Raw genomic sequence first — 25,073 nt, forward strand, 5'->3', positions numbered from 1 at the left:
CGACTCGCGTCGGCGGGTGGCACATGAGTGCGAACGAAACGGTCAGAAATCGAAGCCGAGCTGCCCCTCGATCCCCGGAACGCCTGCGTCCGCCCAGTTGCGGACCTTCTTGAGGTGCCGCCACTGGGGCAGCGCATCAAGATACGCCCACGACAGCCGGTGGTACGGGGTGGGTCCCCGCTCCGCCAGCGCGGCCTTGTGCACCGGCGACGGATACCCGGCGTTGGCCGCGAATCCGAAGTCTGCATGGTCGACACCCAGTTCGGCCATCATTTTGTCGCGCTGAACCTTGGCGATCACCGAGGCCGCCGCGACCGCGATGCACGACTGGTCGCCCTTGATCACCGTACGGACCTGCCAGGGCGAGCCGAGGTAGTCGTGCTTGCCGTCGAGGATGACCGCGTCGGGCCGGACCGGGAGCGCCTCGAGGGCCCGCCCGGCGGCGAGCCGCAGCGCGGCCGTCATACCCAGGTCGTCGATCTCCTCCGGAGAGGCATGACCGAGGGCGTACGACGTCACCCACGTCCGCAGTTGCTCGGCAAGCGTCTCGCGACGCTTGACCGTCAGGAGTTTGGAGTCGGTGAGGCCCTCGGGCGGTCGGCGCAGTCCGGTGACCGCCGCGCAGACGGTGACGGGTCCGGCCCAGGCTCCGCGCCCCACCTCGTCGACACCGGCAATGACCTTCGCTCCGGTCGTGGCGCGCAGGGAGCGCTCGACGGTGTGAGTGGGTGGTTCGTACGGCATGGCAGCCTTAGCCTACGCCGCCCGGAACCCCGCACGACACCCAGGTTCCCCGGGCATCTCCAGCGACACCCCGGACCTGCTCAGCCCCTGCCCCCAAACCCGGTTCGGCCAGGCCGTCGCACCCGGTTCGGCCAAGCCCGCTGCCCCTTCGAACCTCGCCCGGCCGAGCCCACAGCCCCGGCTCACACACCTCGCCGGCACAGCAGCGGCACCATCAACTGGTCGATCATCTCCTCGATGTCCTGCACACTCCATTCGCTGCCGCACATCTTCGACCGGTACATCATCATCGCCGGAATGGCATCGAGGACATGGCCGTTTATCGCGTCGGCCCGCACCTCTCCCCGCCGAATCCCCCGTTCGATGACCTCACGCAGCAGCTTGACCATCGGCTCCACGACCCCTCCGATGATCACACCATGGAAGCGCTCGGCCTGAATGTTGTCGCACTCGTGAATCACCGAGCGCAGCGCGAACCCGGGGCGGGAGAACATCGCCTCGCGCGCCTGCCGGCACAGCTCCAGCAGATCCGCACGCACGCTGCCGAGATCGGGCGCCTCGTCGAAGCGCGGGATTCCGGCCTGGAGCGCGTCCGCGACGAGGTCCTCCTTGGAGGGCCAGCGCCGGTAGACCGCGGCCTTGCCCGTCTGGGCACCGGCGGCGACGCCCTCCATGGTGAGGCCGCTCCAGCCGACCGTACTGAGCTGCTCCAGCGCGGCGTCGAGGATCGCGCGTTCGAGCACGGCGCCGCGCCGGCGCGGGGAGACCGTCTGATCGGGGGCGGTCGTCCAGCGCGAAGTGACCATCTGTGCTTCTCCGTTGAGCCTTGAGGTGGGTTTTCGGGGAGTACGAGCGGACGGACGGCACACGCCTCGGCGGCGACTTTGGTGAACGCTTGCGTTCACTAAGGGGGACTCACTACCGTTGACGTGACAGTGAACGCGAGCGTTCACTAACTCACTTGTGGGGGACCCATAGTGACAACCTCTCCGTTGATTCGGGATCAGAAGCCGGGAGCGGCCCGCCGGGAGGGACACCCCGGCATCGCGCTCACGGTCATCGCGGCCTGCCAACTCATGGTGGTACTCGACGCGACGATTGTGAACATCGCACTCCCGCACATTCAAGACGCTCTCAAGTTCAGCACGACCGACCTGACCTGGGTGGTCAGCGCCTACACACTGACCTTCGGCGGCCTGCTCCTCCTGGGCGGCCGGGCCGGAGACATCCTCGGCCGTCGTCGCGTCTTCATGACCGGAATCCTGCTCTTCACCCTCGCCTCGCTGCTGGGCGGACTCGCGCAGGAGCCCTGGCAACTGCTGGCCGCACGCGCCTTGCAGGGCATGGGCGGCGCGATAGCCTCGCCCACCTCGCTGGCACTGATCACCACGACATTCGCCGAAGGCCCGGAACGCAACCGGGCCTTCGGTGTCTTCGCCGCGGTCTCGGCGGGCGGCGGCGCCATCGGCCTGCTCGCGGGCGGCATGCTCACCGAGTGGCTCGACTGGCGCTGGGTGCTCTTCGTCAACGTACCGATCGGCGTGCTGATCGCCGTGCTCGCGCCGATGTACATCAGCGAGTCGGAGCGCCACCCGGGACGGTTCGACATCGCGGGCGCGCTCACCTCGACACTCGGCATGGCGTCCCTGGTCTACGGCTTCATCCGCGCGGCGGAGGAGGGCTGGCGGGACAGCCTGGCCATCGGGTCCTTCGCGGCCGCGGTGGTTCTGCTGCTGGCCTTCGCCTTCGTCGAGAGCCGCGCCAAGGAACCGATCACACCGCTGAAGATGTTCGCCGACCGCAATCGCTCGGGTACGTATGTGATCATGCTGAGCCTGGCCGCGGCGATGTTCGGCATGTTCTTCTTCATCGTGATCTTCGTGCAGAACGTACTGCGCTACACGCCGATCGAGGCCGGTCTCGCCTTCCTGCCCGTGACGGCCGCGATCATCACGGGCGCGGGTCTGTCGCAGCGGTTCCTGCCGGTCCTCGGCCCCAAGCCGTTCATGGTGACCGGCTCCACGCTCGTCGTGCTCGGGCTGAGCTGGCAGACCCTCATCAACCCCGACAGTTCGTACGCGGGCGGGGTGCTGGGCCCGATGCTGCTGTTCGCCTTCGGCATGGGGCTGAACTTCGTGACGCTCACCCTGACCGCGGTGTCCGGGGTCGCCCCGCACGAGGCGGGCGCGGCGTCCGGGCTGCTCAACGCCACACAGCAGGTGGGCGGCTCGCTCGGCCTGTCCATCCTCACCACGGTCTTCGGTACGGCCAGCCGTGACGAGGCGGAGAAGCAGCTGCCGAACTTCATGGCGAACGGCACGGCCGAGCAGAAGGCCGAGTTCGCCAAGACCGGGCAGTTGCCCGCTCCCTGGGGTCACGAGGTGCTCGCCCAGGGCATCTCGACGGCGTTCGTCCCGGCCGCCTCGATGGCCCTGCTCGCCCTGGTCACCGCCGCGTTGGTGATCCGGGTCCGCAAGAGCGACCTGGACGCCCTCGCCGGTACGGCGGGCCCCGCGGCAGGAGGCTGACGCCAGGAACGCGAACGGCCGGACCACCCCCGGGATCGATGGCGAGGGCGTGGTCCGGCCGCACCGAACCTCAGCGATACAGCGTCTCGTACCCCAGTCGACCGCACACCGTCTCGTCCGCCCGCTCCGACACCGGCCGCTCGGCGAGGACACGCCGGGCCTCGGCCTCTCCCCAGCTCGTGGCGTACCAGGGCAGGTTCTCCTCGTCCAGGTCCGCCTCGATCGGCCGCAGCACGCACGACCGCAGGGGCTCCGTCAGCTTGTCCAGGGCGGGCACGGCGTCGGCGGACAGCCCCTGGGCGTAGTCGAGGTCGAACACCTTGGTGTCCTCGTACCGTTGCACATTGCGCTCGGCGATCAGCGCGTCCGGCGACACGAGCCCGAACGCGAGCACTCCGGCGGCCGCACTGGCCGCGACGACGCGCGGCAGCCAGCGGGCGCCCCACACCCCGGCGGCCATGATCAGCACGATGACCAGGCCGAGCCAGAGCTCCACGGCCACCACCGAGATCCTCAGCCGCGTCAGCCCATAGGCCTCCACATACATGTCCATACGTCGCACAGCGGATGCCACGACAACGAGTGCCAGCCCGCAGAGAGCCCCCAGCACAGCCCGCACGAGCGTCCGGTCGCTCGACCGGGTGCGAGGTGCCCAGCGCAGGGCCAGAACGATGACCAGCAGGGTGAGCAGCGTGGCCATGAGCAGCTGCCAGAAGCCCTGGCGCGCGTACTGGGCGTACGTCTGACCGGTCTCCTTCAGCACGGCGTCGTATCCGCCGAAGAGCACGGCGAGTTGGACGGCGTTGAAGACCGCGAAGAGCGCCACGAGCACGATCAGCGGCAGCGCCCACTCGGCCCGGCCCCGCTCGCGTCCCGCGGGTATCTTCGCCCGGTCCCAGTGGGCGGGTGCGGCCGCCGTGCGGGCCGCCGCGAGGGCGCCGAGGAGTCCGAGCGCGAACAGCAGGAATCTCCAGGGCCCGTCGGACGCCGAGGCGTCCGGGACCAGCGCGCCGAGCATCTCGGCGAAGGCCGCGTCGGCCCCGGCGAACAGCGCCCCGAAGACCAGCAACAGCGCTACGGCCACGCCTGTCGACTTCACCAGCGGGCCCAGCCGTCCCCGGGCGCCGCCGGAGCGGTCGCGCAGCCCCTGCCAGGCCCAGGCCGGGCCGGTGGCCACCGCGTTGAACACACCGATCGGGCCGAGCAGGACGGCGGGCCAGGTGCGGCCGCCGTGCAGTGCGATCGAGCCGACGGCCAGAGCGGCGACGACCGCGAGGAACGAGGGCCACTCGGCGTCGCGCAGCGCGGGCACGATCAGCAGCGCGAGCCCGCCGACGCCCCAGGCGAGCGCCCACGCTCGCGGGCGTCGGCCCGCCCCGCGTCCGGCGAAGTACACGGTGAGTGCGGCGCAGAGCGCGACGAACAGCAGGTTGAGCGCCACCCCGTCGCCGAGCAGCAGCATGCTCAGGACACCGGTGGCCAGCGCGGCCCACAGGGTCTCGGTGCGGATCGGGGCGGGTTCCTCGATCCTGAGGTCGGCCAGCCAGGGGGCCGGCGCGGCTGCCGGCGCGGGTGCCGGTGCCCAGAACTGCGGCTGCACTGGGGTCGGCGGAGGCCAACCGGGTCGGGGCGCCGACGTGGTGACGTCCGCCGACGCTCCGGCAGCGGGGCCGCGTGCTCCGGCCACGGCACGCTCCTTCGCCATCGGTGCCTCGTCCACCGGAGCCTCGGCCTCCGACGCCGGAACCTCGGACGCCGGAACCTCGGACTCGGCGGCGGGCGCCTCGGACTCGGACGCCGACCCCTCAGCTGTGGACGCCGCCCCCTCACGCTCAGGCACCACATCCTCAGGCGCAGCCATCTCCCCCTCGGACGGCGTGGACGGTGTTTCGGACACGGGACCCCCTCCCCCACCGACCCCATCCGCTCACGTGGGCGGCGCTCGGCCGCAGCAGCAGGCACGGGACCGGTGTCTCGTCGGCGCATGCCCGTCATGATCAACAGGCGACGTGGCGGAAAGGCTACGTCGGGAAGGGGCGCACACAGCGAGCCGAGCGCCCTCTGTGGCACGCCTGTGACATTTGAGGTGGTTGTGGCGGATGGGACCTGGGAAGTCCGGCCCTACCCCGCCCGCCCGGGTGGCTACGCCACCGAAAGCCATCCCGGCAGTTCCTCGGTCTGCCGCACCCACCCCTGCGGCGGCGTTCCCGCCTTTCCGGCGGCGACCACTCCCCCGACGATGGCGCAAGTGGTGTCCACATCGCCGCCGGCCTGGGCCGTCGTCCAGAAGGCCTGTTCGTAGTCCCCGAGGGAGCGCGCCGCCGACCAGAGCGCGAACGGCACGGTGTCGTGCGCCGTCGTACGCCGCCCACAGCCCAGTACGGCCGCGACGGTGCCCGCGTCGCCGTAGTCGAGCATGTCCCGGGCGCGCCGGAGTCCCGCGCCGACGGCGCTCTTCGGGACGAGGGCGATGACACCGTCGAGCAGCGCCGCGGCGCTCGGCGGTCCCGCCGGGTCGGCCGCGAAGGCGGCGGCCGCGGCGACGGCCATGGCGCCGACGACGGCCTCACGGTGCTGGTGCGTGGGGTAGGCCGAGATCTCCGCCTGGTGGGTCGCCTGCTCGGGGTCGTCCGCGAACCAGGCCCCGAGGGGGGCGATCCGCATGGCCGCGCCGTTGCCCCAGGATCCCTGGCCGTTGAAGAGCGCGGCGGCCAGCTCGCGCCAGTCGCCGCCTTCGCGGACCAGGCGCAGCAGCCTGTTGACCGCGGGCCCGTAGCCCCGGTCGAAGTCGTGGTGCACGGCGAAGGAGTGGGCCAGCGCGTCCTGGTCGATCCGGTGGTGGGCCGCCAGGACGGCGACCACGGAGCAGGCCATCTCGGTGTCGTCGGTCCACTGCCACGGGCCGGACGGGGTAGCGCGTCGCTGGAGCAGCGGGTAGTTCTCGGGCACGAAGTACTGCGAGCCCAACGCGTCCCCCACGGCGAGTCCGCGCAGGCTGGCGAGCGCGCGCCCCAGGCGCCCTTCGGGAGAGGAGTCAGCGGTCATCGCCCTGCCACTCTAACCGGTGGCTCCGTACGATTCCGGATCTCGCCAGCGGTCGAACGGCCGGTCGAGCGTGTACTTGCCGTCCTCCCCCAGAACGAGCATCCGCATCTCCGCGTTCCCCGGGTTCGACAGCGACTCGAACTCCGCGACCGTCCAGTGGAACCAGCGCATGCAGAACAGCCGCATGGCGAGGCCGTGGGTGACCAGGAGGACGTTGGGCGGGTGGTCGGGGTCCTCGAAGCTGCGGAACAGGCTCTCCAGGAAGCCGCCGACCCGGTCGTACACATCGGCGCCGGACTCCCCCTGGGCGAAGCGGTAGAAGAAGTGCCCGTAGGCGTCCCGGTAGTTCTTCTGGAGCCCCACGTCGTCGCGGTCCTGCCAGTTGCCCCAGTCCTGCTCGCGCAGCCGGGGTTCCTCGCGCACGCGCACCAGTTCGGGGTCCAGATGGAAGGCCCGGAACGTCTCGTGCGTACGGCGGTACGGGGAGACGTACGCGCTGATCCGCTCGCGCCCGAAGACCTCGCGAAGGCGTTTGCCGGTCTCCTCCGCCTGCTGCCAGCCCTGCTCGGTGAGCGCCAAGGCGTGGTCGGGCTCGCGTTCGTACACGGTGTCATCAACATTGCCCGTTGACTCCCCGTGTCGGACAAGGACGATGCGCCGTGGTCGTGCCATGCCGAAACCCTAAACGGCGGGACGCCCTATCGGGCACTCGTACGGGATTCATAAGGCACAGGTCACACAGGTCCGCCTCCGAGAGGCACCTCGGATCAGCGCATCCGCTTTTCAAACCCACACCCCGACGGCCCGACAAGTGTTAGTTTGAATCCCCAACCCACCTTGAATTCCCAACCCACCCCTCGCCGAGGCCGGACGCCGTCAGACCGTCCAGCTCGGCTCCAGCTCCACGATGTCGCCGGCCATGGCGGCCACGTCCGCCTCGATCTGGGCGCGCAGCGCGAGACGTTCCACGCGTTCCGCCCGGTACTTGCCGTGTTCGGCGGCGGATTGCCACATCGAGAGGATCACGAACTCGAAGCCCGGAGCCTCGCCGAACAGGCCCCGCAGCATGCCGGGCGAGCCGGCCATGGCGGGGTTCCAGACCTTCTCCTGCATCAGCGCGAAGTGCTCGGCCCGCTCCTCGTGGACGCGGGCGTGCGCCACGCGCACCAGATCGGCGTCCGTGAAGCGCGGCTCGAAGCCGGTCTTCACATCGAAACGGTGATCGAACAGCTTGACCTGCATGTCCTTGTACGTGCCGGACTGAGAGGCGGCGAGCCGGTCGTGGGAGCGCGCCATGAAGGAGTCGTAAAAGGCCCGGCTCTCCCAGAAGGAGAAGGTGTGTGCCACGCCGGGGCGCGCCCGGCTCCAGCCCCCACCCTGCCCTCGGAAACCCGGCTCCCCCAGAAGCCCCGCCCACTTTCGCTGCCCCCGCTCGAAACCGCGGCGGTCGACCACGGTGCAGCGAATCCACTTGACCAGCACCGCGCCATGGTAAGGCCCCGGGGCGTGGCCTCGGTCACGCTCCGGCGGGTTGTACCCGGGCAGGCGCCCCCGCGCGCGTGCGAGGATGGACAACTGGCCTGGACTGCATGGCAGTTCGGTCCGCACGCCCAGGACATCGGGGAGGAGAGATCTGGTGAACGGCCTCAACAAGGGCATCCGCAAGGTCGAGGTGGCGGTGAAGTGGGACCCCAGCCCGGCAGGGCAGCCCGCCACGGACCTCGACATCATCGCGGCGACCTACCCTGCCGGCGACACGAGCGGAAAGCCCGCGTACGTCGTGCACTTCGACAGCCGCTCGCCCGACGGCACGATCACGCTGAACCGCGACAGCAAGACCGGCCAGGGTTTTGGCTGGGACGAGGTCATGACGGTGGAGCTGAACCGCCTCGACAGCCGCTACGGGCGCGTGGTGATCGGTGTCGCCATACAGCAGCGCACCGGCGCGAAGACCTTCGCCAACGTCCAGAAGGCGGGGGTGCGCATCCGGGAGGACTACACCGTCCTCACGGAGGACGACTTCGCCTCCGTCCTCGGGTCGACGGCCGCGACCGTGGGCGAGTTCGTACGCGACGACTCCGGCGAGTGGACCTTCCACCCCGGCATCCACGGCTACGACGAGGACCCGACAGCCTTCGTCCGTGTGATGGGCACCCCCCGCACGTCCTGACCCGCGCACCGGCCCGCGCATCCGCAGGTCACTCAGCAACGCCGAAGGGCGGCACAGCCGTTGGCCGTGCCGCCCTTCAGTTCATCATCGACTCAGGGTGTCAGCTGCACCCGCTCGTCGAACCGCAGCCCTCGCAGATGTAGCAGGAACCGGCCCGCTGCATCTTCGTGCCGCAGGAGAAGCAGAGCGGGGCGTCCGCCTGGATGCCCAGCTGCATCTCCACCAGCTCGGCGCTGGTGTGAGCCTGCTTCGGGGCGGGCTTGGCACCCTCCTCGTCGGCCTTCGGAGCGGCGACGGCCTTGAGGGACTGGCGCGGCGCCGACTGGGCGAGGCCCTCGACGTCCACCTCCTCCTCGATCGGCTCGTACGAACCCGTCTCCAGGTGACGCTGGCGCTCCTCGGCGGAGTGGATGCCGAGCGCGGAACGCGTCTCGAAGGGCAGGAAGTCCAGTGCCAGGCGGCGGAAGATGTAGTCGACGATCGACGCCGCCATCCGCACGTCCGGGTCGTCCGTCATACCGGCCGGCTCGAAGCGCATGTTGGTGAACTTCGAGACGTACGTCTCCAGCGGCACGCCGTACTGCAGACCCACCGAGACGGCGATCGAGAAGGCGTCCATCATGCCCGCGAGGGTCGAACCCTGCTTGGACATCTTCAGGAAGACCTCGCCCAGGCCGTCGTCCGGGTAGGAGTTGGCGATCATGTAGCCCTCGGCGCCGCCGACGGTGAAGGACGTCGTGATGCCGGGACGGCCCTTCGGGAGGCGCTTGCGGACCGGGCGGTACTCGACGACCTTCTCGACCGTGGCCCGGATCGTCTCCTCGGCCTTCTCGGTGATCTCGGCCTTCTCCGAGTCCTTGGTCTTGGCGGAGAGCGGCTGGCCGACCTTGCAGTTGTCGCGGTAGATCGCGAGCGCCTTGACGCCCAGCTTCCAGGCCTCGAAGTAGATCTCCTCGACCTCCTCGACGGTCGCCGTCTCCGGCATGTTGACCGTCTTGGAGATGGCGCCCGAGATCCACGGCTGGATCGCGGCCATCATGCGGACGTGGCCCATCGGGGAGATGGCGCGCTCGCCCATGGCGCAGTCGAAGACCTCGTAGTGCTCCTGCTTGAGGCTCGGCGCGTCGATCACATTGCCGTTCTCGGCGATGTGGGCGACGATCGCCTCGATCTGCTCCTCCTGGTAGCCCAGGCGGCGCAGGGCCTGCGGGACCGTGCCGTTGACGATCTGCATCGAGCCGCCGCCGACCAGCTTCTTGAACTTGACCAGCGCCAGGTCCGGCTCGACACCGGTGGTGTCGCAGGACATGGCCAGGCCGATGGTGCCGGTCGGGGCGAGCACGGAGGCCTGCGAGTTGCGGAAGCCGTTCTTCTCGCCGAGGCGGAGCACGTCCTGCCAGGCCTCGGTGGCGGCGGCCCACACCGGGGTGTCCAGGTCGTCCATGCGAACGGCCGTGCCGTTGGCGTCGGAGTGCTGCTTCATGACGCGGTTGTGGGCGTCGGCGTTGCGGGCGTAGCCGTCGTACGGACCGACGACCGCGGCCAGCTCGGAGGAACGCTTGTACGCCGTACCGGTCATCAGGGAGGTGATGGCGCCGGCGAGGGCACGGCCGCCCTCGGAGTCGTACGCGTGGCCGGTCGCCATCAGCAGGGCGCCGAGGTTGGCGTAGCCGATGCCGAGCTGACGGAAGGCGCGGGTGTTCTCGCCGATCTTCTGGGTCGGGAAGTCCGCGAAGCAGATGGAGATGTCCATCGCGGTGATGACCAGCTCGACGACCTTGGCGAAGCGCTCGACCTCGAAGGACTGGTTGCCCTTGCTGTCGTCCTTCAGGAACTTCATCAGGTTCAGCGAGGCGAGGTTGCAGGACGTGTTGTCCAGGTGCATGTACTCGCTGCACGGGTTCGACGCGGTGATACGGCCGGACTCGGGGCAGGTGTGCCAGTTGTTGATCACACCGTCGTACTGGATGCCCGGGTCGGCACAGGCCCACGCGGCCTCGGCGAGCTTGCGGAACAGCGCCTTGGCGTCGACCTTCTCGATGATCTCGCCGGTCATACGGGCGCGGAGGCCGAACTCGGTGCCGTTCTCGACGGCCGTCATGAACTCGTCGTTCACGCGGACGCTGTTGTTGGCGTTCTGGTACTGGACGGACGTGATGTCGTCGCCGCCCAGGTCCATGTCGAAGCCCGCGTCGCGCAGGGCGCGGATCTTCTCCTCTTCCTTCACCTTGGTGGCGATGAAGTCCTCGACGTCCGGGTGGTCCACGTCCAGGACGACCATCTTGGCGGCGCGGCGGGTGGCACCGCCCGACTTGATCGTTCCCGCGGAGGCGTCGGCGCCGCGCATGAAGGAGACCGGGCCGGAGGCGTTGCCGCCAGAGGAGAGCAGCTCCTTGGAGGAGCGGATGCGGGAGAGGTTCAGGCCGGCTCCGGAGCCGCCCTTGAAGATCATGCCCTCTTCCTTGTACCAGTCGAGGATCGACTCCATGGAGTCGTCGACGGCCAGGATGAAGCAGGCGGAGACCTGCTGGGGCTGGGGGGTGCCCACGTTGAACCAGACGGGGCTGTTGAAGCTGAAGATCTGGTGCAGGAGGGCGTACGCCAGTTCGTGCTCGAAGATCTCGGCGTCGGCGGGCGAGGAGAAGTACTTGTGGTCCTCGCCGGCCTTCCGATACGTCTTCACGATGCGGTCGATGAGCTGCCTCAGGCTCACCTCGCGCTGCGGAGTGCCGACGGCACCGCGGAAGTACTTGCTGGTGACGATGTTGACCGCGTTCACCGACCAGAACTCGGGGAACTCGACGCCGCGCTGCTCGAAGTTGACCGAGCCGTCGCGCCAGTTGGTCATGACGACGTCACGACGCGCCCATTCCACCTCGTCGTACGGGTGCACTCCGGGGGTGGTGTGGATGCGCTCGATACGCAGGCCCTTGCTCGCCTTCGTGGCCTTGGCGCGGGAACTCCGTGCCGGACCGCTCGCCGTCTCTGTCATGCCGCCTCCCTGTACCGGGCTGAAACGCCCTGAAGTGCCACTTTGTTCCTGTGGCACGGTGTTCTGTCCTGTGCCGCGGCCCGGCTCGCACAGCCGTCCGCGACGGGTCTTGATCGCCGCCGCTCATCCGGTCCGGATGTTCCCGACCGGGCGGCCCGCCGGTCAGTCGGCGGCGCTGGCGGGCACGGGGACCTGGGCAGTCCCTCCGGACCCGCGGTCGCTTTCCGGGCGCCCCGCGACCGCGTCCTCGCAGTCACTGTCCCCCGCGGGGCGCTTCTCCTGCTCTTCCCTGAGTTCCGCGATGGCGGCCTCGAAGTCCTCCAGCGAGTCGAAGGCCCGGTAGACCGAGGCGAACCGCAAGTAGGCGACGAGGTCGAGCTCCTGCAACGGGCCGAGTATGGCCAGCCCCACGTCATGGGTGGTCAGTTCGGCGCTTCCGGTCGCGCGCACCGCCTCCTCGACCCGCTGGCCGAGCTGGGCGAGCGCGTCCTCGGTCACAGGCCGTCCCTGACATGCCTTGCGCACGCCGTTGATGACCTTGGTGCGGCTGAAGGGCTCGGTGACGCCGGACCGCTTGATCACCATCAGTGAGCACGTCTCCACCGTCGTGAAACGACGGGAGCAGTCCGGACACTGGCGGCGCCTGCGGATCGACGTGCCGTCGTCCGTCGTACGACTGTCGACGACGCGGCTGTCGGGGTGCCTGCAGAAGGGACAGTGCATAACTCCAACCCTCCTCACAGCACGACTCAATAGCCCCGCAAGACCTCTTGGGCCCCGCGAAGCAGCCCCAAGCATAGGCGATGCCCCTGGGCTCGAAGACCGGGGGGACCACAACTTCTGGGCTGCTGCCGAAATCCAACCACTAGATGTGGGGCTTGGCTCGTAAATCCACCCACGCCACGCATGTCGCGTACGAATGGGCGGGTGGCGCGCGCCCGTACCGTCACGGGGCGGACGGGGATACCGTGGGCGCCATACGGACGGGGGGTCGGTGCCCGGTTGACGGGGCACCGGGTGGCAGACTGTGCCGCGCGGCGACAGCGGCCCACAAGGCCCCGCCCCGGCGGTGAAGAGTACAGCAATGAGCGCCTTTGTCCGTCAGGCCCATAGCCGGGCAAAATCCGAGCCCGTCGGCCATACACCTGGTCTCCAGATCACGTCAGGTAATCCACACTTTTTCACTCGAACGTGTGTTTGGCGCAACCTTTCGAAAGCAACTACCGTTGTGCTGCACGGGAGACCATCGAGAGGGGCCGACGTGACCACCACCGCAGACAGTGCCACCATCACTGCCCAGGACCGCTCCCAGCGACTCGAGCCGGTGCACGCGATGAACGAAGCCACGAACCATGAGGGGCCCAAGCGCTCCCTGCCCGGCCGACCTCCAGGCATCCGGGCGGACAGCTCCGGGCTGACCGACCGGCAGCGCCGCGTCATCGAGGTCATCCGGGACTCCGTGCAGCGAAGGGGGTACCCGCCGTCGATGCGGGAGATCGGCCAGGCGGTCGGCCTGTCCAGCACATCCTCCGTGGCACACCAACTGATGGCGCTGGAGCGCAAGGGCTTCCTGCGCCGCGACCCGCACCGCCCGCGTGCGTACGAGGTCCGGGGCTCCGACCAGGCGTCGGCGCAGCCCACGGACACCGCGGGCAAGCCGGCCGCGTCGTATGTGCCGCTCGTCGGCCGGATCGCGGCCGGTGGCCCGATCCTCGCCGAGGAATCGGTCGAGGACGTGTTCCCGCTGCCTAGGCAGCTGGTCGGTGACGGTGAGCTGTTCGTGCTGAAGGTCGTCGGCGACTCGATGATCGAGGCCGCGATCTGTGACGGCGACTGGGTGACGGTCCGCCGCCAGCCCGTCGCGGAGAACGGCGACATCGTGGCCGCCATGCTGGACGGCGAGGCCACGGTCAAGCGCTTCAAGCGCGAGGACGGCCATGTGTGGCTGCTGCCGCACAACGCCGCCTACGAGCCGATCCCTGGCGACGACGCGACCATCCTCGGCAAGGTGGTGGCCGTACTGCGTCGCATCTGACGTCGCCGCGGCGCGCGGGGCACACCAGCCCCGCCCCTGATCCGGGCCCCGGAACCTACTGCGCCGGTTCCGGGGCCCTGGGCTGTCCGTCGTCTGTGGGCCCTTCCCTGCCGGGGACGGGCCCACAGACGTTTCACGCCTCTTCCGTCTCCTTGGCCATCTTGTCGATCGCGGCCAGAGATCTACGGACCTGGTTGGGGTCCGTCGTGTACCAGAAGTCCGGCAGTGACGCCTTCAGATAGCTGCCGTACCGGGCGGTCGCGAGCCGCTGGTCAAGTACGGCGACCACACCGCGGTCGCCCTGCGCGCGTACGAGGCGGCCGGCGCCCTGGGCCATCAGCAGGGCCGCGTGGGTGGCCGCGACGGCCATGAAGCCGTTGCCTCCGGCGTCCTCCACGGCCTTCTGGCGGGCGCTCATGACCGGGTCGTCGGGGCGCGGGAACGGGATCTTGTCCATGACGACGAGCTGGCAGCTCGGGCCGGGGACGTCGACGCCCTGCCAGAGGGAGAGCGTGCCGAAGAGACAGGTCTTCGGGTCGGCCGCGAAGGCCTTGATCAGCTCGCCGAGCGTCTCCTCGCCCTGGAGGAGGATCGGGAACTCGGGGATACGGACGCGCAGCTCCTCCGCAGCGAGCTGGGCGGCCCGCATCGACGAGAACAGACCGAGCGTGCGGCCGCCGGCCGCCTGGATCAGTTCCGTGAGCTCGTCGAGCATGTCCGTCCGGTCGCCGTCCCGCGCGGGACGCGACAGATGCCTGGCGACGTAGAGGATGCCCTGCTTCGGATAGTCGAAGGGTGAGCCCACGTCGACGCCCTTCCACTGCGGAAGGTCGTCGCCCTCGGTGCCCTCGGGGGCCAGCCCCAGGGACGCCCCCACGCCGTTGAAGTCGCCGCCGAGCTTGAGCGTCGCCGAGGTCAGGGTGACCGAGCGGTCGGCGAAGAGCTTCTCCCTGAGGAGGCCGGACACCGACATGGGTGCGACGCGCAGGGAGGCGCCGCTGTGTCGATATGCGGCTCCGGCGCGGGGCTCGTGCCGTTCGTACCAGACGACGTCCCACTCGGAGCCGTGCGTGATCCGCTCCGCCACGTCGTGCACGCTCTCCACTGAGGCCAGGGCCTGCTTGCGGACCGCGTCCTCGTCCTGGACGGACTTGTCGCGGGTACTGCCGAGGGCCGTGATCACCGTGCGGGCCGCGTCGCGCAGCGCCATGAGGGCGTAAGCGAGGTCCTCCGGGATCTCTTCCAGGCGGCCCGGGAGCGCCAGCTCCATGAGCCGCTCGAAGCCTTCGGCGGCGGTGAGGAGCTGGTCGGCGGCCTTCTCGTTCACCAGCTTGGCCGCCCGCTTCACCGCGCGGTTGACCTGGCCGGGGGTGAGCTCGCCGGTCGCCACGTTGGTCACCCGGGAGACCAGTTCGTGGGCCTCGTCGACGATCAGCACCTCGTGCTGCGGGAGCACCGGGGCGCCCTCGATGGCGTCGATCGCGAGCAGCGCGTGGTTGGTGACGACGACCTCGGCGAGCTTGGCCTTCTCACGGGCCATCTCGGCGAAGCACTCGGCGCCGTACGCGCATTTGGACGCGCCCAGGCACTCCCTGGACGACACGGAGACCTGGGACCAGGCGCGGTCGGACACGCCCGGGGTGAGGTCGTCCCTGTCGCCGTTCTCGGTCTCCTGTGACCAGTCGCGCAGCCGGATCAGGTCCTGGCCCAGCTTGCTGGTGGGCGCGGCGGCCTCGAACTGGTCGAAGAGGCCCTCCTCCTCGTCCTGCGGCATGCCCTCGTGCAGGCGGTGCAGGCACAGGTAGTTCGACCGGCCCTTGAGCATCGCGAACTCGGGGCGGCGGCGCAGCAGCGGGTGCAGTGCGTCGACCGTCCTCGGCAGGTCCCGCTCCACCAGCTGGCGCTGCAGGGCGAGGGTGGCCGTCGCCACCACGACCCGCTCTCCCTGGGCGAGGGCGGGCACCAGGTAGCCCAGCGACTTTCCGGTGCCAGTGCCCGCCTGGACCAGCAGATGGGAGCCGTCGTCGATCGCCTCCGCGACGGCTTCGGCCATGGTCACCTGGCCGGGGCGCTCCATGCCGCCGACGGCGGTGACGGCAGCGTGCAGGAGTTCGTGGAGTGAGGGCTTCGTCATAGCGCGACCACCCTACGGGGCGGCACTGACAAACGGGTGATCACGGTGGAGGCAGGGGACGGGATCAAGACCCGGTTCTCCTTGGCGGGGGCGAGGGGACGACGGCGCTGCGGCAGGTCCGCTTCGGCTCTGCGTCCGTCGGCTCTACATCAGATCGCGCAGGAGTCGGTCCCGGACCATGAGGGCGGCCCGCTTGTCGGGCAGGTCGACCTCGGCGGAGAACCGGAAGCCCGCGCTCAGGAAGGCGGCGACTGAGGGGAAGTTGCGAAGGTCGGGTTCCGCGATGACCCGGGCGCACGAGGGACGCCTGTCGAGGACCAGATCGGCGACGGCGCGAAGGAGTGTGGAGCCGAGACCTCGCCCGCGCTCGGCGACGGGGCCGATCAGGAGGTGGATTCCCGTGTCGTGGGGGCGGGCGGGGTAGTGCCGGGCGAGCGGGTCGAGGTCCGCCCGGTAGATCTCCCAGTAGCTCACGGGGACGCCGTCCAGCAGGCCGAGGCAGGGCACGCTGCGACCGTCGCCGTCGAGCTGGGTGCGGAGGTGGGTCGCGGCCACGGCCTCGGATCCGGCGAGCTTCCAGTAGGCGGCCACGGCGGAGTCGTTCATCCAGCGGGAGACGAGAGGGATGTCGCGCTGAACTCGGACGGGGACGAGATGGAGGGTGCCTGCCGGGGTGGGCGTCGGCCCCCAGTGGGCGACGTGGTCGAGCAGGTCGTCGTGGGGCGGGGGCGGTCCCGGTCTCCCGTCCGTTCCCTCTCCGCGCGAGTCGGTGTCCTCGGCCTCGGTGAGGAGCGCGAGGAAGTCATCGGGCAGGCGCAGTTCGAGAGTGTCCTCGTTACCGGGGGCCGGGGCGGTGTCGGCGCCGGTGCTCGCGTCGGTGGGAGGCACGGCGACGCTCCTCTCAGGAGATGGGGTGGGGCATGTTCCTCGGGGCCGAAGGGTGTCGGGGGCGGGGCGGTCGGTCGGACGGGCTGGTGGGTCGGCCGGTCAGAGATGAAGGGGGTTGGTGATGGTCACGTAGACGGACTGGGTGTCGACGGGGCCGATCAGTTCGTCGAGGCCGTGCAGTCGGGTCAGCAGGTTGGCCTTGCAGCGGAAGGTGGGTGAGTCGAGGAAGCGGGACGGCAGGGAGGTGTTCAGCCGGTGGGGGCCGGTGGCCACGTCGGCGAGGAAGCGGCGGAGGGCGGCGAGGAGCAGGTGCTCGTCGGCGAGGCGCTGGGAGCCGAACGCTCCGACGAGTCCGAGCACGTTGTTGATGCCGAGGTAATAGGTGAACCGTTCGTCGGTGACCTCGTCGGAGACGAAGGTGTCGCTGTGCTCGCCGATGCCCGGCAGCCGGGCCTGGAGGTCCGCGCGGCGGGACTCGCGGAAGTAGTAGCCCTGGTTGTCGCGGTACCGGCCGCCCGTGGGCCAGCCGTCGGCGTCCAGCAGGAGGAGGGTGTTCTGCTGGTGGGCCTCGAGGGCGATCCCGGCCTCGCTGTCCAGCCACAGCACGGGCCGCACCACCCGTTCCAGATAGCGCAGGAACCACTCCGCGGCGACGACACCCAGGGGGCGGCCGGTCCGCCCGGCGAGGCGGGTGACGACGTCGGCGAGCCGGGACCAGGCAGGGGGGCTCTGCTCAGGAGCAGGGCCGCCTGGCTGCTGGTCGATGACTCGGGCGCCTCGTGGCTCGTCGGTGGTGCGGCTGTCTCGCTGCTCGCTCCGGTCGTACGGCCTGGGTGACAGGAACCCCGCTACGCAGGACACGTCGTCCGTCGGGCCGAACGGGTTGTGCCGGATCATCACGTCCAGCCCGGGCACGGGGTCGCCGTCCGGGGTGGTGACCGCCAGCCAGGCCGGGTCGCGGACGATGTCGAAGCCGGGGTGGGCCGTCTGCCACTCCTTGGCGAGACCACTGCGCAGGAGGCGGTGGACCTCGACGCCGCGGTGGAGTTCCTTACGGAGGTTCTCGCGTCGGGAGTTGGTGATGCGCAGGCCCAGCGAGAGCTTCAGCATCGCGGGGGCGCCGGTGCGGTGGACGGTGCGGACGGAGGAGGTGGGGTGCCACGGGGAGCCGTGCGGGCCGAGGTCGCGGAGGAGTCCGGCGTCCAGCAGGGCCGCGGTCTCCGGGCGGTGGCGGATCTCGCGGTGCTGCCATGGGTGCAGGGGCAGGGCGGCGTATCCGTCGGGCAGGGGCAGCCCGCTGCCGGCCAGCCGTGCGGTGAGTCGGTCGGCGGGAACGATACGGCCGCGCTCGGTCCAGGCCGAGTCGGTGGACAGGACGGAGGGGGCAACCGCAAGCCAGCGCAGGGGGAAGGAGCCGCGCGACTCGGGTGAGTACAGCCGAGCCTCGGCCTCGGAGAGTCCTTCCCGGCTCTTCGGGGTGGGGTGCAGGGGGTGGCCGAGCACGAGGGCCTGTTCGGCGGCGAGGAAGAGGTCGGGCGGATCGGCGGGCCGGGACCGGCGTTCGGCGAGGAAGGCGGTGGTGTGCCGGACGGAGTCGGCGACCCGGCTGATGAGGTCGGCGGTCTCGGACGCCAGGGTTGGGGTCTCGGGCGCCGGAGTGGGCACGGGGGTCGGCGAAGGCGTGGCCGGGTCCTCGTCAAAGCTGTCCCCCGAGGCCGGGCGGGCGGTCGCCTCCCGGGCCAGGAGCGCTGCCACCGTCACGGCGTCGGCCGGGGGCGCGCCTTCGGGGGCGTCGGCGAAGTGGGGAAGGCCGAACCGGTGCCAGCCGGTCGGGGACCAGTAGTGGATCGGGGCGAGGAGGGTTGTCCCGGTGGTGTGGAGAGGGATGCGGAGGGTGGCGTCTTCCGGGGCGGGGAGGTTGTGTTCGCGTACCCAGCAGCGCAGCAGGTTCTCCACGGCTGCCGCCTGGGCCGCGGTGTGCGGGTCGGGGTGGTCGAGCGGGTCGGTGACGAAGCCGCGCGACTGCTGGGGCGGCCGGGTGCTGTCCTTCTGCCGGGGAAAGGTGTCGGCCTGGCCGGGTACCGAGGCGGGTGGGCGAGAGGCGGAGGCATTCTGCCTGGGCAGGGCATCGGCCGGGCGGGGCGCGGCCCCAGCGGTCGGGCGGGGCGCCGGCCCGGTCGCGGGCGGCAGCGGGGCCTGGCGGGCGGGGCCCCTGTCCGTGGGGGCGTGGTCTTCGGTGGCGGGCATCGCGGTCAACGGGGGTCCTGGGTTCCTTGGGATGGCGTGCTGGTTCGTGCGGGCCGTAGGGGCGCCGAGGGCGGCGGGCGTTCACCGGCCTACGGCGGTCGGGCCCCTGGCATCGCGCCGTACGGTGGTCGGGGGTGCGGCGGCGGGGTGTGCGGTAGCGCGGCGTACGGCGCTCCGGGCCGGGGGTCTACGGACTGTGCCCTCCTCGGCTGGGGCGTTGCCGGCTGAGGCATTCCCTGGTGGGGCATCCCGGCCCACGCCGTTCCGGGCCATGGCGCTTCCGGCCACCGTCGCTCCGGGCGGTGTGGGTGGGCCGTCGCCTGCGTCTGCTGGTTCTCGGTGCGGCGCGATGCTCACCGGCCGGACTTCCGGTCAGGCGAGCCGACCGGTTCGGGTTGCTCGGTGCGCACCGCGGCCGCCCTGGGCGCCGGAAGCCGTGGCTCCCGCGCCACGGCTTCGATCGCGTCCGTCAGACGGTCGAGTACGGCGTTGGTCTGTTCATCGGTGATCGTCAGGGGCGGGAGGAGGCGTACGACGCCGGCGTGGCGGCCGCCCAGTTCGACGATGAGGCCGCGGCGCAGGCACTCCCGTTGGACGGCGGTGGCGAGGTCGGGCGCGGCCGGGCGGGGGCCGTCGGCGACGGCGGGGGGCGCCTCCGGGTCGACCATCTCGATGCCGATCATCAGTCCTCGGCCCCGTACGTCGCCGACGCACGCGAACTCGCCGATCAGGGGGCCGAGTTGGGTGAGCATGCGGGAGCCCAACATCTCGGCGCGCTCGGCGAGGCCGTTCTCGCGGACATGGGCGAGGGTGGCGGTGCCGGCCGCCATGGCGAGCTGGTTGCCGCGGAAGGTGCCGGCGTGGGCGCCGGGCTGCCATACGTCGAGGTCGTCGCGGTAGACGACGACGGCCAGCGGAAGGCTGCCGCCGATCGCCTTGGACAGGACCATCACATCGGGAACGACTCCGCTGTGCTCGACGGCCCAGAAGCGACCGGTGCGGCCCACGCCCGTCTGGACCTCGTCGGCGATGAGCGGGATCGAGCGCGTGGCGGTGATCTCGCGCATCCGGCGCAGCCAGCCGTCGGGCGCGGGGATGACGCCGCCCTCGCCCTGGACGGGTTCGAGGATCATTCCGGCGGGCAGCGGCACTCCGGACTTGGCGTCGTCGAGGACGGACTCGGTCCAGCGGGCGGCGAGTTCGGCGCCGTGCTCGCCGCCGACGCCGTACGGACAGCGGTAGTCCTGGGGGTAGGGCAGGCGCGTCACGCGGACCTCGCAGGCGCCTCCGGACGCTTCGAGCGCCCCGGCGGTCATGCCGTGGTAGGCGCCGGTGAAGGCGAGCATTCCGGTGCGTCCGGTCGCGGCCCGTACGAGCTTGAACGCGGCCTCGACCGCGTCGGTGCCGGCCGGTCCGCAGAACTGCACGCGTGCGCGGTCGGCGAGCCCGGGCGGCAGGGTGCGGAACAGTTCGGTGGTGAAGGCGTCCTTGACCGGTGTGGCAAGGTCGAGGACGTGCAGCGGCGCTCCCGAGTCGAGGACCTTCCGGATGGCTTCCAGGACGACCGGGTGATTGTGGCCGAGGGCCAGTGTGCCGGCGCCGGACAGGCAGTCGAGGTAGCGGCGGCCGTCGGCTCCCTCGATCGTCAGGCCGCGTGCGCGGACCGGCACGATGGGCAGGGCTCGCGCGTAGGTGCGCGCCGACGACTCGCGTGCGGACTGGCGCCGCAGGATGCCCTCCTGCGCCGTGCGCGCCCCCTCGTACTCGCGTCGTGGCCGCCCCCGATCGCTCTCGTGTCCCGAGCGCGCCCGCTCGGACTCCCGCCCCACCGACGCCATCGCAGACTCGGTCACCGCCACGACTGCACTTCCTCCCGCTGCCCACAGGCGAGTTGGCAGGGGGCACACCGAGCACCGGCGGGTCCCCCCGCACGTACCAACGACGGGGTCCGCACAGGGAAGCGGGGTGGGACGAAGATCCTTGCGGTGACGGAACGGTTGACGCCCCGGCCCGGTCGCGGGTCGTCAGGAACCGGTGTCGGTCCGGGTGACGAGGTCGGTGATGTGGGCCCACATCCGGGGGGCGTTGGAGTACATGGGGAAGTGGGCGCAGTGGCCGATCTCGGCCAGTTCGACGCCGCCTTCGGCCAGGGCCGGGAGGTAGGACAGGGAGTTGTTCTGCTCGCCGTACATGAACAGTCTCGGTGTGGGGAGTGCGAGGAAGCGGTCCAGGAGCTTGCCGTGGTCGGAGAGGTCGACCATGGACTCGAAGATCGCCCTGACGGCTCCGGCCCGGACCTTGTGCGGCAGGCTCGACGCGTACAGCGCGCCGGCGTGGAAGCGCGAGTCGCTCACGCGTTCGGCGAACCGGGCGAGGAAGGTGTCGGGGTCGTCGTCGGCGTGGGTGATGATCTGGCGGCTGAGGAAGCAGTCCTCGGGCGCGACGTTGCCCTCGATGTTGGTGAAGCTCGCGATTCTGCCGGGGTCGCCGTCCGCCAGGAGGAGTGCGGTCAGGCCTCCCATCGAGTGGCCGATGACGTGGAAGCGGTCGATGTGCCACGCCTGGAGGACCTGTTCGGCGACGGCCACCAGGAAGGGGAGGGAGACGGCGGTGAGGTCCGCGCAGGTGCTGGCGCCGCAGCCGGGTGCGTCGTAGGCGAGGACGGGGCGGTCGGCGAGACGGTCCTGCTGGACGACGTCCGCGTAGTCCTCCTTGGTCGAGCCGAAGCCGTGGAGGAACACCAGGGGGGTGCCGGTGCCGTCGCGGTGGAGGCCGGCCACGTCGACGCGGGTGCCGTGCACGGTGAGCGGGAGTGTGAACCGTTCGAGTCTGTTGACGGTGCCCGTCATCGGGCCACCTCCGGGTTTGGCGCGTCGATGTCGTAGGTGGCCTCGGTGGGAGTGGTTCCGAGGGCGGTTCGCAGGCGGTCGATCGCGGTGAGCAGGGTGCGGTCGTCGACGGCGAAGCAGAGGCGGATGCGGCCGGGGGCGTTGAACGCCTCTCCGGGGACGACCGCGAGGTGGGCGGTGTCGAGGAGCCAGGTGGCGAGGTCCGCGCTGCTCGTCCAACCACGGTCGCCGAGCAGGTCGCTGACGTCGGGGAAGGCGAACATGCCGCCGTCGGGCAGTGGGCAGTCGATGCCGTCGATCGCGTTCAAGGCCTCGACCAGGAGGTTTCGGCGGCGGCGGTAGTCGCGGGCGGCGTCGGCGGGCGTGTCCGCGTCGTTCAGGGCGGCGAGGGCTGCCCGTTGGTTGACCGTGGGGACGTGGGTGATGGTGCGGGAGACGTGCAGACGTGCGGAGGCGACGATCTCCGGGGGTGCCGCGAGCCAGCCGACCCGCCATCCCGTCATGGCGTGTTCCTTCGACACTCCGCCGACGACGATGGTGCGGGCACGCAGGTCGGGGGCGACTCGCAGGACGGACCGGTAGGTCCCGGTGTGGTCGAAGGCCCGGTAGATGTCGTCGCCGATGACCCAGATGCCGTGCCGCCGGGCCCAGTCGGCGATCCCGCGCAGCCGGGACTCGGGGTGGACCGCGCCGGTGGGGTTGCCGGGGCTGGAGAGGATCACCGCCCGTGTACGAGGGGTACGGCGGCGGTCGAGTGCGTCGGGGGAGATGCGGAACGCGTGGTCCGTCTCGACCGGGACGGGGACGCCGCCGGCCGCGGTGACGACCTCGGCGTGACCGGGCCAGCCGGGCGCCGCGACCAGTACCTCGTCGCCGGGGCCGATCAGGGCCTGGGCGGCGAGGAAGAGGGCGTGCTTCGCGCCGAGGGCGATCTGGATGTCGCCCTCGGTCCAGGGGAGTTCGGTGTCCTCGCTGAGCCGCGCGGCGACGAGCGCGCGGAGTTCGGGGTGCCCCTGGGCCGGGCCGTAGTGGTGGGTGGCGGGGTCGCGCACTGCGGCCACGGCGGCCTCGACGACCACGGCGCTGGTGGCTGCCTGGGGCTCACCGGCGGCGAGCGTGATGACGTCCGCGCCCCGGGCCCGGAGTGCTTCGGCCCGGGCGGCCACGGCGAAGATCGGGTTGTCCGCCGCCGGGGCCAGCGGGGTCGACAGGGCCATCGGCGCGGTCGGCGCCACCGGCTTCGTCGACGTCATCGGTGTCGTAGGCATCACCGGCGTCGAAGGTGTCATTGGATTCGTCGGCGTCATCCCCGTCACCGCCCCGCCGCTTCGAAGTCGTACAGGTCGAGGGTGCTGTGGCCTTCCCGCAGTTGCTTCATCAGTTCGTTCTCCTGGGCCACGCGCGTGTCGGCGCGGTCGAGGATCCGTTCGGCGTCGGCCTGGGGAAGCGCCACGACGCCGTCGACGTCCCCGACGACGAGGTCACCGGGGCGGACCGTGATGCCGCCGACCTGGACGGGGCGCCCGAACACTCCGCGGAAGTGCTTGCGGGTGCCGAGGATGGAGTTGTTGCGCGAGAACACCGGGAAGCCGAGTGCCTCGGTCTCCGACGTGTCGCGTACTCCGCCGTCGATGAGCAGGCCCGCGATGCCCCGGTGCTGGGCGGCCACGGTGAGGATCTCGCCCCAGTGCCCGAAGCGGGCGCCGCCGAGGTCGGCCACGAGGACGGAGCCGGGCGGGGCCTGGAGTACGGCGTGGTGCAGGGCGAGGTTGTCGCCGCCGGCTCCCTGCACGGTGAACGCCGGGCCGCACAGCCGGGCGCCCGCCCACAGGGAGCGGATCTCCGGGCACAGGGCCACGGCGAGTCCGGACGCCTCGGACAGGGTCGCGCTGGAGTGCCCGCGGGCGGGGTCCTGCAGCGGGCGGTCGTCCCCGGCGCGGGCGTTCGTGAGGCTGTCGGTCACGAGGGGTCCTTCCGGGTCTGGAGCGCGTGGTAGCCGTGCCGGGCCCGGGCCTCGGCGAGCGTGGCGCCGCTGCGGACGGTCTCGACGATGGCCTCCTCGACGCGGTCGATGTGGCGGGCGATGTCCACGATCTCGTCCCAGCGCGCGGCGGGGACGACCACGGCGCCGTCGTCGTCGGCCACGAGGATGTCGCCGGGGCGGACGACGACCTGATCGATGGTGACGGAGGTCTGGACGGCGGCCACCCGGACGCGGTCCTTGCCGGTCCTCATGAACCTGGAGACCGACCAGATCGGGTAGCCGAGAGCGGTCGCGACGGCGACATCACGGCAGGTGCCGTTGATGACCGTGCCTGCGACACCGCGATCGTGGGCGACCTCGCTCATGATGCCGCCCCACACCGTGCAGTCGGTCCGGCCGGCGTTGTCGATCAGGATCACCGCGCCGACGGGGACGTCGTCGAGGAAGTCCCCGACCGTGCCGCCGGTCGCGTCGACCGGTTCGTACGTCACGGTGAAGACCGGGCCGACGATCCGCCCGCCCCGGCGCAGCGCGCCGATGCCATGCAGGGATCCGGGGAGTCCGAGCGAGTCGAGGGCGTCGGAGATCGACGCGGTGGACAGTTCGGTGGGCGTTTCGAAGGCCTCGTCGGTGAGCCGACCGGCGGCGGCCAGGGCTGCGGAGCGGTCGGTGGCGTGCCCGGCGGCAAGGCCCGACCCGGCGGCGGTGTCGCTCATCGAGCCGACTCCTTCGCCACGGCGGGCTCAGCGGCAGGCCGTCCCACGGCTCCGCCCCCTCCCCCACCGGCGAGACGGCCGTCATGCATGGCCCGGGACAGAGCCACCCCCGCACGCACCTCCTCCGCGATCACCCGCTCCCTCGCCGCGATCCCGGCGGCGATCTCCGCCACCTCCTCGGCCCTCCCCCGCGGCACGACGACGATTCCGGTCTCGTCCGCGACGACGACATCGCCCTGTTCGACCGTGAGCCCGGCGACCTCGACCGGCTCGCCGGTGGAGCGCTGCTGGAGTCTGCCCCTCGCCGTGGCGGGGATCGCCCCGCGCGAGAAGACCGGGAAGGCCAGCTCACGCGCCTCGGCGACATCGCGGCACACCCCGTCGGCGACAACGCCGCGCACGCCACGCCGAGCCGCGCCCAGGCTCAGGATGCCGCCCCAGCAGGACACATCGGTACGGCCCTGGTTGTCGACGACGATCACGCTCCGGTCGTCCGCGGTCTCGACGGCGGTGGTGGCGATGTGAGCCCCGGCCGGGCCGTCGCCGCGCGGTTCGAGCCCCACGGTGACGGCGAACCCCACGACGGCGGCGGGGCCCCACACGGGGCGGATGCCCCCGACTCCGGCGGGCAGCCCGAGCTGGTCGAGCGCGTCGCTGACCGCGGCGGAGTCGAGCGCGGCGTAGCGGTCCAGGAGAGCCGGGCAACGGTCCGAGAGAGGTGAGTTGCTCATGTGCTCCACT

General features: G+C 71.0%; 20 protein-coding genes. 3 read left to right on the forward strand and 17 right to left on the reverse strand.

Annotated elements, in window-relative coordinates; translation table 11 throughout:
* Positions 1-42: 42 nt before the first annotated feature.
* Positions 43-744 carry a ribonuclease HII gene (locus SGFS_RS18055; RefSeq protein ID WP_286251551.1) on the reverse strand — a complete coding sequence of 234 codons (702 nt, stop codon included), beginning with the start codon at positions 742-744 and terminating at the stop codon, positions 43-45.
* Positions 745-926: 182 nt separating this feature from the next.
* Entirely contained in the window at positions 927-1,550 is a 624-nt protein-coding gene (locus tag SGFS_RS18060) for a TetR/AcrR family transcriptional regulator (RefSeq protein WP_286251552.1), read from the reverse strand.
* 171 nt (positions 1,551-1,721) lie between these two features.
* On the opposite strand from SGFS_RS18060, the gene SGFS_RS18065 reads away from it, so the two are divergent.
* Complete coding sequence (locus SGFS_RS18065) at positions 1,722-3,272, forward strand: MFS transporter (protein ID WP_286251553.1); 1,551 nt, start codon at positions 1,722-1,724, stop codon at positions 3,270-3,272.
* A gap of 70 nt (positions 3,273-3,342) precedes the next feature.
* Here SGFS_RS18065 and SGFS_RS18070 read toward each other — a convergent pair whose 3' ends face one another.
* The 4 genes from SGFS_RS18070 to SGFS_RS18085 all read right to left on the reverse strand — a co-directional run bounded on the left by SGFS_RS18070 (position 3,343) and on the right by SGFS_RS18085 (position 7,799).
* A complete protein-coding gene (locus tag SGFS_RS18070; RefSeq protein ID WP_434027377.1) occupies positions 3,343-5,133 on the reverse strand; it encodes a DUF4153 domain-containing protein in 1,791 nt (596 codons plus the stop codon).
* Positions 5,134-5,414: 281 nt separating this feature from the next.
* Positions 5,415-6,317: an ADP-ribosylglycohydrolase family protein gene (locus SGFS_RS18075; protein ID WP_286251554.1), complete on the reverse strand. Its 903-nt coding sequence runs from the start codon at positions 6,315-6,317 to the stop codon at positions 5,415-5,417.
* Between the two features lie 12 nt (positions 6,318-6,329).
* The gene (locus tag SGFS_RS18080; protein WP_286251555.1) at positions 6,330-6,989 is read right to left on the reverse strand and encodes a histidine phosphatase family protein; all 660 of its coding nucleotides are present in this window, start codon (positions 6,987-6,989) and stop codon (positions 6,330-6,332) included.
* Positions 6,990-7,193: 204 nt separating this feature from the next.
* Positions 7,194-7,799: a YdbC family protein gene (locus tag SGFS_RS18085; RefSeq protein ID WP_286251556.1), complete on the reverse strand. Its 606-nt coding sequence runs from the start codon at positions 7,797-7,799 to the stop codon at positions 7,194-7,196.
* Between the two features lie 154 nt (positions 7,800-7,953).
* Here SGFS_RS18085 and SGFS_RS18090 point away from each other — a divergent pair, with 154 nt between their 5' ends.
* On the forward strand, positions 7,954-8,487 hold the full coding sequence (locus tag SGFS_RS18090) for a TerD family protein (RefSeq protein ID WP_286251557.1): 534 nt from the start codon (positions 7,954-7,956) through the stop codon (positions 8,485-8,487).
* A 100-nt stretch (positions 8,488-8,587) separates the two neighbouring features.
* Here the strand turns inward: SGFS_RS18090 and SGFS_RS18095 are convergent, their stop codons facing one another.
* Positions 8,588-11,479, reverse strand: a complete 2,892-nt coding sequence (locus SGFS_RS18095; protein WP_286251558.1) for a vitamin B12-dependent ribonucleotide reductase — start codon at positions 11,477-11,479, stop codon at positions 8,588-8,590.
* A gap of 162 nt (positions 11,480-11,641) precedes the next feature.
* The gene (gene nrdR, locus SGFS_RS18100; RefSeq protein WP_286251559.1) at positions 11,642-12,202 is read right to left on the reverse strand and encodes a transcriptional regulator NrdR; all 561 of its coding nucleotides are present in this window, start codon (positions 12,200-12,202) and stop codon (positions 11,642-11,644) included.
* Positions 12,203-12,740: 538 nt separating this feature from the next.
* Here nrdR and lexA point away from each other — a divergent pair.
* Positions 12,741-13,514 (forward strand): transcriptional repressor LexA, encoded by a 774-nt coding sequence (gene lexA / locus SGFS_RS18105; protein WP_286251560.1) that lies wholly within the window; start codon positions 12,741-12,743, stop codon positions 13,512-13,514.
* 133 nt (positions 13,515-13,647) lie between these two features.
* Here lexA and SGFS_RS18110 read toward each other — a convergent pair whose 3' ends face one another.
* The 9 genes from SGFS_RS18110 to SGFS_RS18150 form a co-directional block, all read right to left on the reverse strand.
* A complete protein-coding gene (locus SGFS_RS18110) occupies positions 13,648-15,648 on the reverse strand; it encodes an ATP-dependent DNA helicase (protein ID WP_286251561.1) in 2,001 nt (666 codons plus the stop codon).
* Between the two features lie 144 nt (positions 15,649-15,792).
* Positions 15,793-16,536, reverse strand: a complete 744-nt coding sequence (locus SGFS_RS18115) for a GNAT family N-acetyltransferase (RefSeq protein WP_286251562.1) — start codon at positions 16,534-16,536, stop codon at positions 15,793-15,795.
* Positions 16,537-16,635: 99 nt separating this feature from the next.
* Positions 16,636-18,783 (reverse strand): IucA/IucC family protein, encoded by a 2,148-nt coding sequence (locus SGFS_RS18120; RefSeq protein ID WP_286251564.1) that lies wholly within the window; start codon positions 18,781-18,783, stop codon positions 16,636-16,638.
* 353 nt (positions 18,784-19,136) lie between these two features.
* Positions 19,137-20,642: a diaminobutyrate--2-oxoglutarate transaminase family protein gene (locus SGFS_RS18125; RefSeq protein WP_286251565.1), complete on the reverse strand. Its 1,506-nt coding sequence runs from the start codon at positions 20,640-20,642 to the stop codon at positions 19,137-19,139.
* A 165-nt stretch (positions 20,643-20,807) separates the two neighbouring features.
* Complete coding sequence (locus SGFS_RS18130) at positions 20,808-21,632, reverse strand: alpha/beta fold hydrolase (protein WP_286251567.1); 825 nt, start codon at positions 21,630-21,632, stop codon at positions 20,808-20,810.
* Positions 21,629-22,900: an aminotransferase class I/II-fold pyridoxal phosphate-dependent enzyme gene (locus SGFS_RS18135; protein ID WP_286251569.1), complete on the reverse strand. Its 1,272-nt coding sequence runs from the start codon at positions 22,898-22,900 to the stop codon at positions 21,629-21,631. Before SGFS_RS18135 ends, SGFS_RS18130 begins: the two co-directional genes overlap by 4 nt.
* A gap of 44 nt (positions 22,901-22,944) precedes the next feature.
* Positions 22,945-23,595: an RraA family protein gene (locus SGFS_RS18140; protein ID WP_286251572.1), complete on the reverse strand. Its 651-nt coding sequence runs from the start codon at positions 23,593-23,595 to the stop codon at positions 22,945-22,947.
* Positions 23,592-24,332 (reverse strand): RraA family protein, encoded by a 741-nt coding sequence (locus tag SGFS_RS18145; RefSeq protein WP_286251574.1) that lies wholly within the window; start codon positions 24,330-24,332, stop codon positions 23,592-23,594. Before SGFS_RS18145 ends, SGFS_RS18140 begins: the two co-directional genes overlap by 4 nt.
* Positions 24,329-25,063 (reverse strand): RraA family protein, encoded by a 735-nt coding sequence (locus SGFS_RS18150; RefSeq protein WP_286251575.1) that lies wholly within the window; start codon positions 25,061-25,063, stop codon positions 24,329-24,331. The genes SGFS_RS18145 and SGFS_RS18150 overlap by 4 nt, the downstream gene beginning before the upstream one ends.
* Positions 25,064-25,073: the final 10 nt, after the last annotated feature.

Origin of the sequence: Streptomyces graminofaciens (genome assembly GCF_030294945.1) — a bacterium.
GTDB classification, from domain to species: domain Bacteria; phylum Actinomycetota; class Actinomycetes; order Streptomycetales; family Streptomycetaceae; genus Streptomyces; species Streptomyces graminofaciens.